This is a genomic window from Kocuria kalidii, from assembly GCF_044462225.1.
Lineage (GTDB): Bacteria > Actinomycetota > Actinomycetes > Actinomycetales > Micrococcaceae > Kocuria > Kocuria kalidii.
On record NZ_JBISWJ010000093.1, the window covers coordinates 1 to 15,824 of the forward strand.

The 15,824-nt window shown below is 68.3% G+C and carries 17 protein-coding genes; 13 read left to right on the forward strand and 4 right to left on the reverse strand.

The window, feature by feature from the left end:
* Together ACH9D3_RS13745 and ACH9D3_RS13750 are read left to right on the forward strand one after the other, a co-directional pair.
* Nucleotides 1-465, forward strand: a complete 465-nt coding sequence (locus tag ACH9D3_RS13745) for a ribose-5-phosphate isomerase (protein WP_396411358.1) — start codon at nt 1-3, stop codon at nt 463-465.
* A gap of 556 nt (nt 466-1,021) precedes the next feature.
* Nucleotides 1,022-2,035, forward strand: a complete 1,014-nt coding sequence (locus ACH9D3_RS13750) for a zinc-binding alcohol dehydrogenase family protein (protein WP_396411359.1) — start codon at nt 1,022-1,024, stop codon at nt 2,033-2,035.
* Nucleotides 2,036-2,399: 364 nt separating this feature from the next.
* Here the strand turns inward: ACH9D3_RS13750 and ACH9D3_RS13755 are convergent, their stop codons facing one another.
* Both ACH9D3_RS13755 and ACH9D3_RS13760 read right to left on the reverse strand, forming a co-directional pair.
* Entirely contained in the window at nt 2,400-3,296 is an 897-nt protein-coding gene (locus tag ACH9D3_RS13755; protein ID WP_396411360.1) for a LysR substrate-binding domain-containing protein, read from the reverse strand.
* 24 nt (nt 3,297-3,320) lie between these two features.
* On the reverse strand, nt 3,321-3,995 hold the full coding sequence (locus ACH9D3_RS13760) for an SDR family NAD(P)-dependent oxidoreductase (RefSeq protein WP_396411361.1): 675 nt from the start codon (nt 3,993-3,995) through the stop codon (nt 3,321-3,323).
* 151 nt (nt 3,996-4,146) lie between these two features.
* Between ACH9D3_RS13760 and ACH9D3_RS13765 the strand changes: the two genes are divergently transcribed.
* A complete protein-coding gene (locus ACH9D3_RS13765) occupies nt 4,147-4,983 on the forward strand; it encodes an aldo/keto reductase (protein ID WP_396411362.1) in 837 nt (278 codons plus the stop codon).
* A 262-nt stretch (nt 4,984-5,245) separates the two neighbouring features.
* On the opposite strand, the gene ACH9D3_RS13770 is transcribed toward ACH9D3_RS13765, so the two are convergent.
* Both ACH9D3_RS13770 and ACH9D3_RS13775 read right to left on the reverse strand, forming a co-directional pair.
* A complete protein-coding gene (locus ACH9D3_RS13770) occupies nt 5,246-6,049 on the reverse strand; it encodes an NAD(P)-binding domain-containing protein (protein ID WP_396411382.1) in 804 nt (267 codons plus the stop codon).
* Nucleotides 6,046-7,530, reverse strand: coding sequence for a DHA2 family efflux MFS transporter permease subunit (locus tag ACH9D3_RS13775; protein WP_396411363.1), 1,485 nt, complete (start codon nt 7,528-7,530; stop codon nt 6,046-6,048). The genes ACH9D3_RS13770 and ACH9D3_RS13775 overlap by 4 nt, the downstream gene beginning before the upstream one ends.
* A 514-nt stretch (nt 7,531-8,044) precedes the next feature.
* Here ACH9D3_RS13775 and ACH9D3_RS13780 point away from each other — a divergent pair.
* From ACH9D3_RS13780 to ACH9D3_RS13825, 10 genes are all read left to right on the forward strand, one after another.
* On the forward strand, nt 8,045-8,647 hold the full coding sequence (locus ACH9D3_RS13780) for a TetR family transcriptional regulator (RefSeq protein WP_396411364.1): 603 nt from the start codon (nt 8,045-8,047) through the stop codon (nt 8,645-8,647).
* A 204-nt stretch (nt 8,648-8,851) separates the two neighbouring features.
* Nucleotides 8,852-9,568, forward strand: coding sequence for an NAD(P)-binding domain-containing protein (locus ACH9D3_RS13785; protein ID WP_396411365.1), 717 nt, complete (start codon nt 8,852-8,854; stop codon nt 9,566-9,568).
* A gap of 512 nt (nt 9,569-10,080) precedes the next feature.
* Nucleotides 10,081-11,415 (forward strand): NtaA/DmoA family FMN-dependent monooxygenase, encoded by a 1,335-nt coding sequence (locus ACH9D3_RS13790; protein ID WP_396411366.1) that lies wholly within the window; start codon nt 10,081-10,083, stop codon nt 11,413-11,415.
* An 8-nt stretch (nt 11,416-11,423) separates the two neighbouring features.
* On the forward strand, nt 11,424-11,939 hold the full coding sequence (locus ACH9D3_RS13795) for a flavin reductase (RefSeq protein WP_396411367.1): 516 nt from the start codon (nt 11,424-11,426) through the stop codon (nt 11,937-11,939).
* A 636-nt stretch (nt 11,940-12,575) separates the two neighbouring features.
* The gene (locus ACH9D3_RS13800) at nt 12,576-12,992 is read left to right on the forward strand and encodes a hypothetical protein (RefSeq protein ID WP_396411368.1); all 417 of its coding nucleotides are present in this window, start codon (nt 12,576-12,578) and stop codon (nt 12,990-12,992) included.
* 178 nt (nt 12,993-13,170) lie between these two features.
* Nucleotides 13,171-13,521, forward strand: a complete 351-nt coding sequence (locus tag ACH9D3_RS13805; protein ID WP_396411369.1) for a hypothetical protein — start codon at nt 13,171-13,173, stop codon at nt 13,519-13,521.
* Between the two features lie 141 nt (nt 13,522-13,662).
* Entirely contained in the window at nt 13,663-13,848 is a 186-nt protein-coding gene (locus tag ACH9D3_RS13810; protein WP_396411370.1) for a hypothetical protein, read from the forward strand.
* Nucleotides 13,849-14,029: 181 nt separating this feature from the next.
* The gene (locus tag ACH9D3_RS13815; protein WP_396411371.1) at nt 14,030-14,446 is read left to right on the forward strand and encodes a hypothetical protein; all 417 of its coding nucleotides are present in this window, start codon (nt 14,030-14,032) and stop codon (nt 14,444-14,446) included.
* A gap of 296 nt (nt 14,447-14,742) precedes the next feature.
* Nucleotides 14,743-15,018: a hypothetical protein gene (locus tag ACH9D3_RS13820; RefSeq protein ID WP_396398879.1), complete on the forward strand. Its 276-nt coding sequence runs from the start codon at nt 14,743-14,745 to the stop codon at nt 15,016-15,018.
* A gap of 236 nt (nt 15,019-15,254) precedes the next feature.
* A complete protein-coding gene (locus ACH9D3_RS13825) occupies nt 15,255-15,593 on the forward strand; it encodes a hypothetical protein (protein ID WP_396411372.1) in 339 nt (112 codons plus the stop codon).
* The last annotated feature ends 231 nt before the right edge of the window (nt 15,594-15,824 follow it).

Genomic DNA, 15,824 nt, shown 5'->3' on the forward strand with positions numbered 1-15,824 from the left:
ATGGCCGAGCAGAAGCTGCGGATCGTGATCGGCGGCGACGACGCCGGATTCGACTACAAGGAGGCCCTGCGCCGGGATCTGGAGGCCGACGACCGCGTGGAGAGCGTGGTGGACGTCGGGGTCTCGGAGACGGAGAACACGGACTACCCGCACGTGGCCGTCGACGCCGCCCGGAAGGTCGCCGCCGGTGAGGCCGACCGTGCGCTGCTGATCTGCGGCACGGGCCTGGGCGTGGCGATCTCGGCGAACAAGGTGCCCGGGATCCGGGCCGTGACCGCCCACGACTCCTACTCGGTGGAGCGCTCGGTGCTCTCCAACAACGCCCAGGTGCTGTGCATGGGTCAGCGGGTCGTCGGCCTGGAGCTGGCCCGGCGCCTGGCCAAGGAGTGGCTGGGCTACACCTTCGACACCACCAGCGCCTCCGCGGCCAAGGTCGAGGCCATCACCGACTACGAGAACAGCTGACCGTCCCGCGGCGGACCTGTTAAGAATTTCACAACCCCGGGGATAAACGAGAGCAATAGCAGCACAATAGGTATCTGCGAACGTTGCCTGACTATGCGATACCGGCGGCGGCGGAATCCCGCCGTGATCCAGCAACAGGATGGTGCTTTGGCGCAACTGGCTATAGGCGGTGGAGCAAGCCTCAGAGCGATAGCTCTTCGCCCGATTACCTAACATAAGGTCGGTAAAGGCTCCCGCGCGAGTGTTCCTGGTAGGTCGTTCTTCCACTGCGAGTCGTTCTGGGGCTCATCATGGAAGGTTTTCTCCGTCGTGGATTTCGGGCACATGGTGGCCTGCATCGTTGACGCGACCGAGTTGTGAGACCAGGTCTTACCGGAGCGAGGTCGAGAGCGTCGATCACAGCCTCCGGGCCCTAGAAACGGGCAACTCCAAGAACCAGTCTGAGGGGTATTCGGAGCGGCCCTTTCGGGCCTCGACGTGCCGTTCACCGGGTCGAGAGAGAGGATGGGTATCACCAGCTCACGTTCTGTCCCACCCCACCACGGAAGAAGAAACCATGGCCGGCACCGACACCGCTGTCACCACCACCACTGCATACCTCGCCCAGGCGGGACGGGAACTCGACGACACCGACGCGTTCATCGCGCGCACCATCACAATCCCGGACCTGCGCCCCCACGACCTCCTGGTCCGGGTCCACGCGGTGTCCGTCAACCCCGTGGACATCAAGTCCCGCAACTCGATGCCCAGCGGCACCCGACAGCTGGGCTGGGACGCCTCCGGCGTCGTCGAAGCGGTAGGGCCCGCGGTGACCCGCTTCACCGTCGGGGACGAGGTCTGGTACGCCGGTGACATCACCCGCCCCGGCACGAACGCCGAACTGCACGCCGTCGATGAACGCATCGTGGGTCACAAGCCCACCACACTCGACCACCCGGCTGCAGCAGCTCTTCCACTGACCGCGATCACTGCCTGGGAGAGCCTGTTCGACCGTTTTCGTCTCACGCCCGACAGCACCGGAACCCTCCTCGTGGTCGGAGCCCCTGGCGGCGTCGGCTCGATCCTCATCCAGCTCGCGAAGAAACTCACCGGACTGACCGTCATCGCCACTGCTGCACGCCCCGAGAGCAGCGACTGGGTCCGTTCCCTCGGGGCCGATCACGTCGTCGATCACCGCAGTCTCGCCCAAGGGGTACAGAATCTGGCGCCTGACGGTGTCGATCTCGTCTTCACCGCGCACTCGACAGGGAACATCCAGACCTTCGCGGACATCGCCAAGCCGTTCGCCCAGATCACCGCGATCGACGACCCCCAAGACCTCGACCTGTTGCCCCTGAAGGCCAAGTCCATCACCTGGCACTGGGAACTCATGTTCACCCGAGCGATGTTCACCACCGAGGACATGATCGAGCAGGGCAACCTCCTCGACGAGGTCGCCCGACTGGTCGACAGCGGCACCGTGCGCAGCACCGTGACCACCGTGATACCGGGGCTGAACGCCGAAGGACTCCGCGCAGCCCACGAGCTGGTCGCGGCCGGAACCGCCATCGGGAAGATCGTCGTCAGCTGACCCTGGGTTCTTGCGGTGGTTGCAACGCTGAGCGGTGGGGACGGTGCTGTGGGTGGGCACGCGCTACGGCAGACGAGGCGGCGCTGGCGAGGGGACCGAACACCCATGCCAGCGAGAATCGCAACGCGGAGGTCGCCGCGCGTTTTGGACTTCAGATCGCGGCGTGAATCAACGAGAAGGAGAAATCAGACAGAACCACCCCGGATCGGTGATCTTCGCCACCGGGTTCGGGGCACGTATCTCCATCGTCTCGACCCTGTCGGAGCGGTCGCGGTAGCGCCCATGGAGCTCCTCGCGTACCACCACACGCGCAACCGCGACGACCACCTGTCGTGCGGCACGTAGCAGCCAGGTTCAGCGGCGACTACAGGTGCACAGCGAGATCTCCACGGAAACAGACGATCTCCGCCTGCGGAACGAACATGCGCGCGAACGCTTTCGCGGATGGCGACGGGTCGGAGCAGGTGGCAAGGTGCACCTCCCACTCCGGCGCGTCGGAGAGTGGCGTGTGCACGAGGTGCTGGGCTGCCTGTTTCGCGGCGATCGACTCGGGCACCACCGCGATCCCGAAGCCGCGTGTGACGAGGTCTACGAGCATGTGCACGTCGTTGGCCTCGACGATCGTGCGACGTGTCACACCGGCGGTGGTGAGCGCTGTGTCGAGTACGCGCCTGGCCTCCCAGGTGTCACCGAAGTCGACGGTGCGGACATCCTGCAGATCCGCGAGTGACGTGTACGGCACGTCGTCGTGTGAGAGTGCGACGAACGGCTCTCGGCGCAGCAGCAAGCTGTTGTTCACGGGAACGGATCCGGCCGGTGCGGCGATGAGAGCGACGTCGAGGCGCCCTTCGTCGAGCATCGGCGCGAGGCGTGAACTCACGTCCTGGACGAATTCGAGGTCGGCAGTGGGGTGCTCGCTTGCGAACGATGTCAGGAGGTCGACGATGTCGACGGCACCGCCGAGGCACTGCTCGGCACCGATGCGCAGTTCAGCGCGCCCGGGCTCGTCGCCGAGGACGGCGCGCTGAGCGTCGCGCACCTGTTCGAGGATCCGCTCGGCCCGCGGCCGGAACCCCGCCCCCGGACTCGTCAGGGACGCGCCGTGGCGGCCGCGCGTGAACAGCTGAGTCCCAAGCTCGCGCTCGAGCGAGCGGATCGACGCCGACAGCCCGGGCTGTGAGACGAACGAGCGCTCGGCCGCACGCGTGAAGGTGCCTTCCTCGGCGACGGCGATGAAGAACTCCAGCTGACGAACATCCATACCCGAAACGTTAGTCGGGTTGGATCAGTACGGCTGAGTCTCCAGCTCGGTGGCGAACACCCGCAGCTGGCTGCGCTGGGAGTGCATCTGCCACAGCTTCTCCGCGAGCACCTGCGGATCCTTCTGTTCGTCGCCCGGGATGATCGCGCCGGGGATGATGAGCTGGCCGACGTAGATCGGCTCGTCCTTCAGCGCCTGGTCCAGCATTTCCACGTATGCGGTCTCGCCGGCGAACCCGATCGAGGTGCCCGCGAAGTGCTGCACCGGCTGCACGGCGCTTCCTCCGTTGACGAAGAGAAGGGAGCCCTTCTTCAGCACGCGCATGCCCTGCAGCACCTGGTGCACGGCGGCGACGGGGCCGTAGACCGAGAACTCGACGGCGGCCCTGATGTCCCCGACCGTCGATTCCAGGAGCGGTCGCAGGAACTCCTTCTGCGGCAGCGGGTTGTACGACAGCACCTCGATGAGGCCGAGATCCTGCGTCGCCTGGTCGAGGGCCGTGACGAGGCTGTCGGTGTCGCGCACGTTCGCCGCGTAGCCCTTCGCGGTGAAGCCGTCAGCGACCAGGTCAGAGGCCAGCTGGTCGACCCGGTCCTGGTTCCGGGCGATGAGGGCCAGGCTGTAGCCTTCCCTGCCGAAGCGCCGAGCGAGGGTCTCGCCGAGGTTGCGTCCTGCTCCGATGATCGCGAAAGTCGTCATGGCGAACATGCTAGGTGGGATGCCCCTCGCCGGCGGTCAGCCGTTCGATAGTGATCTTCTATGGAACCAGCGAAATAGGCCGCTGGTTCAGGACGGTTGTGGTGTGTGGCTGCGGGTTTCCGGGGCCGACCGCAGATGAAGGAGAACTTCTATGACTTCCGTCCCTGAGATCCGGATCTCCGATGGTGTCAGCATCCCGCAGCTGGGCTTCGGCGTGTACCAGGTTCCGCCGGAGACGACCGAGGCGGCCGTGACGATGGCCCTCGAGGTCGGATACCGCCACATCGACACCGCGCAGATGTACGGCAACGAGCAGGGCGTCGGCGACGCGCTCAGGGCCACAGGTCTGAGCCGTGATGAGTTGTTCGTCACGAGCAAGCTCAACAACAGTTTCCACCGTCGTGATGACGCGCTGCGCGAGGCTGAGAAGAGCGTCGAGCGGCTCGGCGGCCCGATGGACCTGTTCCTCATCCACTGGCCGCTGCCCATGATCGACGTCGACTACCTCGAGACGTGGAAGGCCATGATCGAGATCCGCGACGCCGGCCTGACCCGCGCGATCGGCGTCTCGAACTTCCAGGTGTCCCACCTTGAGCGCATCATCGCCGAGACCGGTGTCAAGCCCGCCGTGAACCAGATCGAGGTGCACCCGTACCTGACCAACGAGACGGTGCGCGTTTACAACGCGGAGCAGGGCATCGCGACCGAGGCCTGGTCGCCCATCGCTCAGGGAGCGGTGCTCAACGATCCCGAGATCGTCGCTATCGCCGAGCGCCTCGGCAAGACGACCGCGCAGGTCACGTTGCGCTGGCACATCCAGCGCAACGACATCGTGTTCCCCAAGTCCGTCACCCGCACGCGTGTCGAGGAGAACTTCCAGCTCTTCGACTTCGAGCTGACCGAGGCAGACATCCAGGCCATCACGGCGCTGAACAAGGATCACCGCACGGGCCCGGACCCCGACACGTTCGACTACGTCCCCGCGTAACCGGCGCGCCCGCGCCGCGTCCAACGGTTCGGGGCCGTCCGAGAGGGGACTGCCGCACCATCAGGTGTCATCTGACCTGGGCTGCTCCAGGGGCGGCTCACAGGAGAACGGCAGGTCCCTGAGCTCACGACCAGCACGGGCATTGCAGGCACTCCGCTTTACACATGGCCCGGCTGCCGGTCACGACCGATGAGGGTGACGTTGCCGTATGGGTTGGTTCTCACCGTGTTTGCCGGGGAGTGGGCCACGGGGTTTTGCGGGTTCAGATGAAGAGGGCGCGGTTGAGGCGCACACCGTAGTCGGCGTCGGGGTTGGTGGTGGCGTCCCCGACCCGTTCCTGGATGGCTGCGACGGCCAGGTCGCGTCGCGTCGGCGATCGCCTCGCGTCCGCTGCAGCCCACTGCTCCGGCATCTCTTCGAGGGTGAGGTCGGTGCAGTAGCACGGGGCGCCCGGCTGCTGGCGCCACGACTGCGCCAACGGGCCCGCGTCGAAGGCGTCGAAGGCGGTGTCCTCGACGAGGGCCATGCCCACGGCCCGGTGGTGGTCGTCATCGGCTGCCACGGGGATGGCGATGCGGTCCGGGCTGCCTGCTGGCTTGTCCTTGGACGCGAAGGAATGGGAGCCGATGGCGTTCCACGCCTTGACCACCGGTCGTCCCAGCTGTTCGGCCACCCACAGGCTCTCGACCTGGCCGGCCTCGATGGCCTCGATTCTGCCGTCGCGCTGCGGATAGTAGTTCGAGGTGTCGATGACCACGGTGCCGGACGGCACACCGGTGAGCAGCGGCGCGATCTGCGGAAGGCGGTGCAGGGGGATGGAGAGGATCACGACGTCGACATCGATCACCGCCTCGGCCGCCAGGACCGCGCGTCCGCCTGAGGCCAACACGTCGGGCCCGATCGTTTCGGGCCCGCGCGAGTTGGCGACCCTCACATCGTGTCCGGCTGCGCTCAACCGCTGGGTCAGGGTGGTGCCGATGTGTCCGGTGCCCAAGATGCCGATCTTCATGGTCTGTCTCCTTGCTGCAGGTGGATGCCCCGATGGAGGCGAGGTGCTGTGGGTCAGGCCGTTGCCGCCGGGGCAGTGCCTGCGGGTTCTGCGGGGGTGTGCGGGTCGACCGGCCGGGGCCGGCGCACGAGCAGGGTGGCGAGGGCAGAGGCGGAGGCGATGACGGCCGCGGCGGTGAAGGCGGCTTGTGCGGCGGCGACGGCCTGGGCCGCATCCAAGGGACCGGTGCCGTGTGCGGCGGATCCGAGGGTGTAGGCGGAGACGAGCACGGCGGTGCCCGCTGCGCCACCGAGCTGCTGGATGGTGCCGAAGGCCGCGCTGCCGTGGGGGTAGAGATGGGCAGGCAGCGCCGACAGCGCGGCCGTGGTGAGCGGGCTCCACATCAGGGCCTGCCCGATGATCATGGTGATGTAGGCGATGAGCAGGGTCGAGACGGCCGTGCTGGAGTCGAGCCGGCTAAGGAACCAGAGGGAGGCGGCCACGATGAGTGCTCCGGGGATCGCCAGGGGGCGGGGGCCGAGGCGGTCGTAGAGCCGTCCGCCGATGGCCGAGACGACGGCGATCGTGATGCCACCGGGCACGAGGAAGAGCCCGATCTGCAAGGTGCCCAACCCGCTGACACTGCTCAGCAGCAGCGGAAAGACGACTCCCGTGCCGAAGGCCGTCATGGTCAGGGCCAGCATCACCAGCAGCGGCACCGTGAACGCCTTCACGGCGAAGATCCGCACGTCCAGCAGCGCGTCGTCGGTGCGCTGGAGCGCCCGCTGCCGCAGGACGAACGCGGCAACACCGAGGACGCCCACGAGGATCGGCAGATAGGGGGAGACGGGCGTGTGGCCCGAGGTGGACTCCCCGATGGTGGCCAGCCCGTAGACCAGAGCGCCGAACCCCACCGCCGAGAGAGCGAGGGAGAGGACGTCGAGGGTGACCGGTTCCGGTGTAGTGATGTTGCGCAGCTTCACCGCACCCAGCACCAGCCCGGCCAGGGCGACCGGCAGCATCAGGATGAACAGCCACCGCCAGCTCAGCTGTGACAGCACCAGGCCCGAGACCGCCGGACCCAGCGCCGGTGCGGCGGAGGAGACGATCACGACCAGCGCCATCATCCGGCCCTGTCTGGCCGCCGGGACCAAGCGCATGGTCGTGGCCATCAACAACGGCAGGAAGACGGCGGTGCCGATGGCCTGGATGATCCGGCCGGTGAACAGGACCCCGAAGCCGGGTGCGATGGCAGCGAGCACCGTCCCCAGAGCAAACAGGGACATCGCGGTCAGGAAGACTGTGCGCAGGTGGAACTTGCGCATCACGAAGCCGGTAGCCGGGATCAGGACGGCCAGTGTGAGCAGGTAGCCGGTGGTCATCCACTGCCCGGTGGTTGCGGTGATCGCCAGCTCCTCGATGAGAGTGGGCAGTGCGACCCCCAGCAGCATCTCGTTCAGCAGCACGATGAAGGTCGAGGCCATCAGCAGCCCCAGAACCAAGCCGTCACCGGGGGCGAGCTTGTCGCGCGCACCCACGACCTGGGAAGTGCCCAGCATGTGGGGGCCGGTATCGGGCTGTAGGTCGATCGATGCCTGGCGGGTAGTCATCGGGGGATCTCTTTCCTGATGCGGTGGGCTCAGCCTCGCGGAGGGCTCCGGGCAGAGCGGGTCCTGTGGTCGACGGCGAGGGAGGGGCGTACCCTCAAACGGAGGGCGCCTCCACATCAGTAAACCGGAGAGTGTCTCCCTTTGACAAATGACTGCTTCTCTCCCCGCTTGTGATCGTGGCCACGTCTCGGGTGGCGGCTGGCGACTGGAGTCTGTGGGCCGATTGCGCAGCAGGGGTGGTGCTGGTGTGCGGGCCGTGCCCGGAGCGCGCGCCGCGGATCCCAGGCCGAGTCTCCGACGGTGGTGCAGTGCGGTAGCTGGAACTGGGTGGGTTCGGCCGGTGGCCGGTGGCGCGGATCCCGTCGAGCGGGACGCGTCGAGTCTTGATGAGGAGGATGCCCTCGCTTGCCCTCGAGGAGCATGCGGAGATAGTCTCCACTTAGTCGAGGAGAGGAACCGGACCATGACCGAGGCAGAGACCGGCACGCGCCGGCCGCGCACCGACGCCCGGCGCAACCGCACACGCATCCTCGAAGTGGCCGAGGAGTTCTTCGCCGAGGCCGGCATCACCGGGTCCCTGGATGCCCTGGCCAAGCGGGCCGGTGTCGGGGCCGGGACCCTCTACCGGCACTTCCCCAACCGCGACGCCCTGCTGGCCGCCCTGCTGCAGGCCCGCAACGAGGAGCTGGAGGCCCAGCGCGAGGCCCTCCGGCAGGAGACCGACTCGGCGGTGGCCCTGGAGCACTGGCTGGACGCGCTGGGGGAGTGGGTGACCGCCTTCGACGGACTGCCCGATCCCCTGCGGGCGGCACTGTCCCAGGAATCCTCCCCGCTGGCGATCACCTGCCAGGGCTTCATCACGACCACCGAGGAGTTCCTCGGTGCGGCCCAACGCGAGGGCACCGCCCGGCCGTGGGTGCGTGGGCAGGACCTGTTCCTGGCCGCCCTGGCCACCGCCTGGGTGCGCGGGGCCGCCATGGCCGACGAGGCCTCGGCGCAAGCTGTGCGCGAGATGATCCGCTCCGGGTGGGCCACACCCCGACCCGAAGACACCCCGGCGACCTGACCAGCACCGGCAGTCACGGCGACGTCGACGCAGTCCAGCGCTGAGCGCGGTGCTCGCTAGGACGAAGCGGCAACGCCCGCGGAGTCCGTGAGGGTGCCCAGGCCTCGGCCCGCCGGCACGTCGGGAAGCGCCACTACGGGACCTGCGCCCGAGCGGACGTCACCACCCCACCCCGTCCCACCTATCCCAGAAAGAGGACTTGTTATGCCCACCCTTGGCATCATCGGCAGCGGCAACATCGGCGCGGCCATCGCGCGCCTGGCAGTGGCGGCCGGCACCCCGGTCGTCATCGCCAACTCCCGCGGCCCCGAAACCCTTACCGATCTCGTCGTCGAGCTGGGCCCGCTGGCCACCGCCGGTACCGTCGAGCAGGCGGCCGCCGCCGGGGAACTCGTGGTGCTGTCCGTGCCGCTGACCGCGACCACCGCCCTCCCCGCGGCACTGCTGGAGGGCAAGACCGTGGTCGACACCAGCAACTACTACCCGTTCCGCGACGGACGCATCCCCGTCCTCGACGCGGAGGAACTCACCACTGGCGAGCTCGTCCAGCGCCACTTCACCGGAGCCCGGCTGGTCAAGGCGTTCAGCAACATCCTCGCCCACCACATCCCCGCCCTCGCCCGCCCCGCCGGGTCCCACGACCGCACCGCCCTGCCCATCGCTGGCAACGACGCCGCGGCGAAGACCCAGGTGACGGCGCTGATCGACCGGCTCGGCTTCGACACCCTCGACGCCGGCGCCCTGACCGAGAGCTGGCGGTTCGAGCCCGAGGCCGCTGCCTACACCCGCCTCTACCTCGCCGATCCCGCCACCCCCGATGAGCGCCTGCTCGAGGCCCCGGCCGCCCCCGTCACCGCCTCCCGACTGGCCTCCGCCCTCGAGGGGGCCCGGCGGGTGCGGGTGGCCGAGCGCACCTTCTGACCCGGCTCCGGCGGCACACCCGCTAGCCGGTAACGACGGTGGTGGCCGCCCGGCTCGCCCCTGGGTCGGACGTGCGCCGCAGTGATGCCCAACCCGGACGATCATGCACCGGGTGGTGGCAGAGGCCCCGTCCGCAGCCCGGCGTCGTTCCTCCGAACCGCCCCGATCGAGGACGAGGAGTCCGCATGGCCCGGGGTGGGGGTGGGGTGTGGTTGTGGAGTCGCCTCGGTGGTGACGACAAGGTGCCACCCCGCACACCGGTCCGCGGGGTCGGCAACAAGGCGCCCAGCCCATGGGTCGGGGACCGGCGCCGGACCACCGCCTGGATATCGGCACGGTGGCGCATCACCTCCCCCTCTGCGGTGTGTGCGCCCGCGGCTGACTGACGCTCATCTACCTTTCCGGATCGGGGTGTTCCGCCCCGTTGACAATATGGAGACTGTCTCCGTATCTTTGGGACAGATAGACGGAGAGGCACTCCGTTTAAGTTCCCTCTCACTGGAGACTTCTCGATGACCAGCCCGCAGATGATCCTCGGCATGCAGCTCGGCAACGGATACGGCTCCCAGCCTGCCGCCTGGCGGGCACCTGGGGTGGACCCGTCCAACTACACCGACTTCGACGCCCAGGTCCGCTACGCCCAGGCGGCCGAACGCGGGAAGTTCGCGTTCCTGTTCCTGCCCGACTTCCTGGCCCTGAGCGGGAACCTGGAGCACGAGGCGCCCCAGCTCACCCTCGAGCCCATGATGACGCTGGCGGCGATCGCCCGGGGCACCCGGCGCATCGGGCTGGTGGCCACCGGGTCGACGACCTTCAACGAGCCCTACAACCTCGCCCGGCAGTTCAAGGCCTTGGACGTGATGAGCCACGGCCGGGCCGGCTGGAATGCGGTGACCACCAGCGATCCCAGCTCCGCTGCCAACTTCGGCCGCCAGATCGCCGCCCGCCCGCAGCGCTACCAGCGCGCCCACGAGACCATCCAGATCACCCAGGCCCTGTGGGGCAGCTGGCAGCGCGACGCCTGGCTCCAGGACACGACCACCGGACGGTTCGCCGACCCGGGCAAGATCCAGGCGATCAACCTGGGTGGGGAGCACGTCGCCTCCCAGGGGCCGTTGCCCATTCCGCCCTCGGAGCAGGGGCAGCCGGTGATCTTCTCCGCCGGCGGTGGGGAGAACGGACTCGAGATAGCCGGCCGGTACGCCAGCGCGGTCATCGGTGCGGTGTTCACCTTCGAGGACGCCCGGGCCCAGCGTGAGGCGGTCCGCGACGCGGCGCGCCGGGCCGGACGAAACCCTGATGAGGTGAAGTTCTTCGCCGGGGTGATGCCGGCCATCGGCCCCACCAAGCGCGCCGCCCTGGACCGCCGCGTGGCCCTGGGCGAGCACACGTTCCCGGCCCGGGCCCCGTACCTGGGGTCCATGCTGGGACTGGAGCTGGAGGCCGGTCAGCTGGACCAGCCGCTGAGCCCAGCCCAGCTGGCGGCCGCCCGGCCCAGCCCCTTCGATCCCCGCTCTCCAAGGGCCCTGGAGGTCGCCCGGGAAGGGTGGACCATCCGCGAGGTCCTCGCCCACGGGGTCATCGACTACCACCCCACCCCCGTGGGCCCTGCCTCGGTGACCGCCGATCACCTGCAGGAATGGTTCGAGGCCGGAGCGGCCGACGGCTTCTGGATCTCCATCGACGTCTACGAGGACGGGATCGACACCTTCGTCGACGAGGTCGTCCCCCTCTTGCAGGAGCGCGGACTCTTCCACCACGACTACGAGGGCACCACCCTGCGCGAGAACCTCGGCGCCCACGCCCAGTACGGGCTGGACCCCCGGCTCACGCACCCGGCCCGATGACCGCGGCCATGCCAACAGCGGCCGATCGGCAGGACATGGACCCCCGGGCCTTCCGCGATGCCCTCGGGCTCTATGCCTCCGGCATCACGATCATCACCGGCCATGATGAGCAGGGCCCGATCGGGTTCACCTGCCAGTCCTTCTACAGCGTCTCCACCGACCCGCCACTGGTCTCCTTCAGCGTCATGAAGACCTCCACCACCTACCCCCGGATCCGGCAGACCGGGACGTTCGCGGTCAACATCCTCGCCCACCACCAGCAGGGGGTCTCGGACCAGTTCGCCCGCAAGGGCACCGACAAGTGGGCTGGCATCCGCTGGAGCCCGACCCTGGCGGGGAACCCTGTCCTCGAGGACACCCTCATGTGGCTCGCCTGCGAGATCTGGGCCGAGCATGACGCCGGTGACCACGTCATCGTCCTGGGCAGAGTCACCGAGATGCGCCCGACGGACGGGCACGCTCTCGAACCCCTGTTGTATTTTCAGGGACGGTACCGCAGCCTGGGCCCGGATGAGACGCCCTGACGCACATCCCCGCGCCCTGAGGACGAGAGCCCTGCCGGACTGCGGAGGCCCAACACCTCATGCTCGACCCGTAGACAGCGGACCAAGAGCGGTTCGGCCCCGCCTGCTTTACATATGGCCGGCTACCGGACGCTTTCCGTGAAGGCCGCGTTGCAGTGGGCGTTCCATGTCGAATGCCCTTTTCACAGGGTGCGGCCCATACGCCCCAGTGGACGTTCCACCGGCCCACACCGTCCCGGTGCCCACCGCCGGCCATGCCGTGGTCCGCACCCTGCCTGCCCCGTCGTCCTGATCATGATGAGGCCGGTGACCCTGTGGTGATCACTGGACACACCCTCCGGCGAGTTGTGCTCACCGTGGTGGCCGGGGCTGCTCATCGGACCACTCGCCCTGTGCCGCGAGCTGGCGGGGCAGCACCGGAGGATGGCATAGCGTCGGAGCATGGACCCTCGGGAGACCACGACCTTGACGTCTCATCAGCGCAGGACACTCCTGGGCCTGGGCTTGCTGTCCTGTGCCGTGTCGATCGCGCGCGGATTAGCCACTGCCCCTAGCCCGTCCGGAAACACTCTTTCCACCGGTTGGCTGGTCGGTGCAGCACTCGGTACCGGGTTCCTCGTCATCTTGTACGCGATCGTGCTTGTCCCCTTGGCCCTGGGACGGGCGTGGGCCTCGACGCTGGGGGCGGTGTTCGCCGGTATCGCCGTCGCCGGGGCCCTGACCGATCTGGCTGGACTCAACGGGGCACTGACCCTGCCCGCGGTGGTGCTCACCGCCTGCCTCATCGGGGTCAACATCGGCTGGATCCGGCGCGAGCGTGAGGACAGCGGATGGGTGGGCCTGGGCACCTGTCTGCTGACGTTGCTGATGTTCGGGGTGGAGCTGGTCGTCCTCCTCGTGCAGGGCGAGCCCACGCCGGGGGAGCTGCTGCCGCGGATGCTGATCATCGCGGGGGCCTTCGCCGTGGCAGTGGCCATCCGGCGGCGCTGGAAGCGCTCCGCCAACCAGGATCGGCTGCCCACATCGACCGGACCCCCGGGCGCCGAACGCTGAGAAGCCCGGCCCCGGCTGGCGGGGTCACGTCACGGGGTCCGGCACACGGTGTGGAAGCGGCCCCGCCGCTACCCGCGCCGACGAGACCGGGCACGGGATCCTGGTGCGCCGTCAGCCGGGCGCCGAGGGTGACACTGATCGACCGGGCGGCGCCGGTGCCTGGAGGAGAGGAGGTGAGATGCCGGTCCTTCTGGTGGCGACTCTGTTCGGTGTGGCCGCAGCGGCATCCATCCGCCGGAAGGCGGTGTCGGTCTCGCTGCATCTGGTGATCGGTCCGTGGGTCGGCGCCGTCGCAGCCGTGCCGGTCGCTCCTGCCGCGTGGTTGCTGGCTACGGCGGTGAGCTGGGTCGAAGGATGCTGGTACTCGGGCGAACCGGGTGTCCCGAGCAGTTTCCGTACTCTGCTGGGCCTCGCTTTCGCTCCGTTCAGCTCCGACTTCGCCGGGATCGCACTGATGATCCCGGCCGCCGTCACGACTCTTGCCGTGGTGCTGACCACTGACCGGTTCCAGAGGGGAGACACTCGATGAACCAAAACCAATGCACGAGCAGGTGACGTCGACGGTGCACGTCGGAGCACGAGGTGCGCGCTCGATCCACGAACTCGCCGACGCTCCGAAGCGAAATCAGACCCCGGTGATAGCCTTCACAGACGCAACGGAAGTGGTGTCATGCACAACAAGGTCCGTCTCGCTGCCGTGGTCGTCCTGCTTCTCGCGCTGGGCGTTTTCGCCGTCACCGAGTGGGCGCCGGTGTTGCTCTTTCTGCCCGCGGCAGGAGGTGCGCTGCTGGTGCACAACTACGGGGCATTTACGCCAGGGCGAGCACGGCGCGACAGGGAGCACCCACGCCATTGACCTGCACGGTCACGGCTGAAGACCCCTGAAGCCCTCCCCAGCTGATTGGCCTGACCTGATTGCGCGTGAGGTTCGGCAGTGCAGGGGAGGGCCGTGTCGGTCCTGGGCGCCGCAGTGTTCTCGGCACCTACAGTGGAAGGAACCAGTAGCATCCTGGGCCCGATAGGAAACGAGGACCGTCATGCGCAGACCACTGGTGACCATGCTCCTCACGCCCACCGCCGCGCTGGCCCTCGTCGGTTGCGCCGGTCCCGGGTCCGGTGTCTACGACGGTGAGCAGTCCGCGTCCGATGTGCTGCCGGCCCAGGTCACCGCCGAGGAGCACGACTACGACCCGGACAGTTCGCGGTTGCTGGCCACGCACCACGGGCATCAGTTCTTCGCCGTGTCCTCACCGAGGATGGGCGACTGTCTGCTCAGTTTCGCTCCGGACGCCCCGGAGACCTGGGTCGCGGGATGCACCGCGTCCGGGGGCCGTATGGGCACCAGCGGCCAGATCGGCGTGAAGACCGACTACGCCCCCGACGGGTTGCCCGAGGAGGAGGCCCCGGAAGGGTGGACCCGGCTCACCCCACAGCTGCAGGTCACCGAGGACTGACCGGTGAGCACCAGGCCTTCGGGCTCCGGCGGGATCATCACCGACCCGGTCAGCGCGGTCATCGGCATCGTCGTCGGGTTCCTCGCCGACGCCGCCGGTGGGGGGCCGGTGCTTCGTGCTCAGTGCCAACCAGTTCCGCACCCGGGCGGACCTGCCCGGAGACGTCCACTCCGTCCAGGGCGGGGAGACCGGCGAACGGGCGGAACGGCCGGTGCAGGCCTGAGAGGACGAACGCCCCTGCGCATACGGAGGGCCCACCCGACCACCGACCACGACGACCCAGTACGAGGAAGACCATGAGCAAGCGACCCCGCCCCAGCAGCAACGAGCCCGCCCGACCCAAGCGCAGCCTCTTCCGGCGCTTCGACGACCTGTCGATGCGCTTCTACGGGCCGGCCGAGCGCAGCCGCCAGGACCTGCGTGGCCAGGACCAGCCCAGCGAACAGACACGGCAGTGGTACGAGAACCTGCAGCAGGAATACGTCACGGAGAAGGACGCTTCCGGCCGCACCTACCTGCGACCCCGCCGCCCCGAGGACGGGGCTCCCCCTTCCTCGGACAAGCCGCAGTAACCGCCATGATGACCCCGCTGAGCCGTTCCTAGAATCGGACGATCTGAGCGTCGGGCCCCGATCCCCTCAGCGCGTCACCGCCCAGGACGTGCAGTAGGGGTTCGTTGGATGACCCGCGCTCCGATGGGAGAAGGACCCAGCTCGGACAGTGCTCACCCCCACAACCGGGGCGTTCCCGAGTGCACACTGTCCGTGATGAACTGGACCCCCAGGCACAGCGGAGGGAGGCAGCGAGCATGCAAGGCACGACGAAGCAGACGATCGGCATCGTGGTGATGACGACCGGGGCCATCACGGTGTTCCACTCCTTCGAGCTCCACACGGTCGGACCGTTCTGGTTGGGCGGTTCCGTCACGATCATCGGTGTGGCACTGGGAGTGCTGGGGTGGAAGCTGATCTCCCGCGGCCGCAGCGACGTCGCCCTGGAGGCGGCGCGGTACAACGACGAGCAGGTCGCCCGCCACCAGGAGGACCTTGCCGGTGACGGTCCGCGCCCACACCGTCAGGACCCGTCGTCCGAGTACGCCCCCGCGGAAGAGTCCTCGTTGGAAGACCCGCCAGAGAGGCGGTCGTAACTCCGGCGCCGATTCCCGACATCCGCACGATCGGCGCCCGTGCGAGCTGCCGTCAATCGGCGCCGGCGCAGCCCTCGACACCGGCGGAGACGAGCGGACGATCGTCGTCTTGGTCACCGCCATCACGGCCCTGACCTACGTCATCGCCGTGCTCGCCATGGCGGTCTGCCTCCACGAGCGTGACACCGAGCTCGATCCGGCGAAGTAGCCGGACGACCACGGGCTCAACCC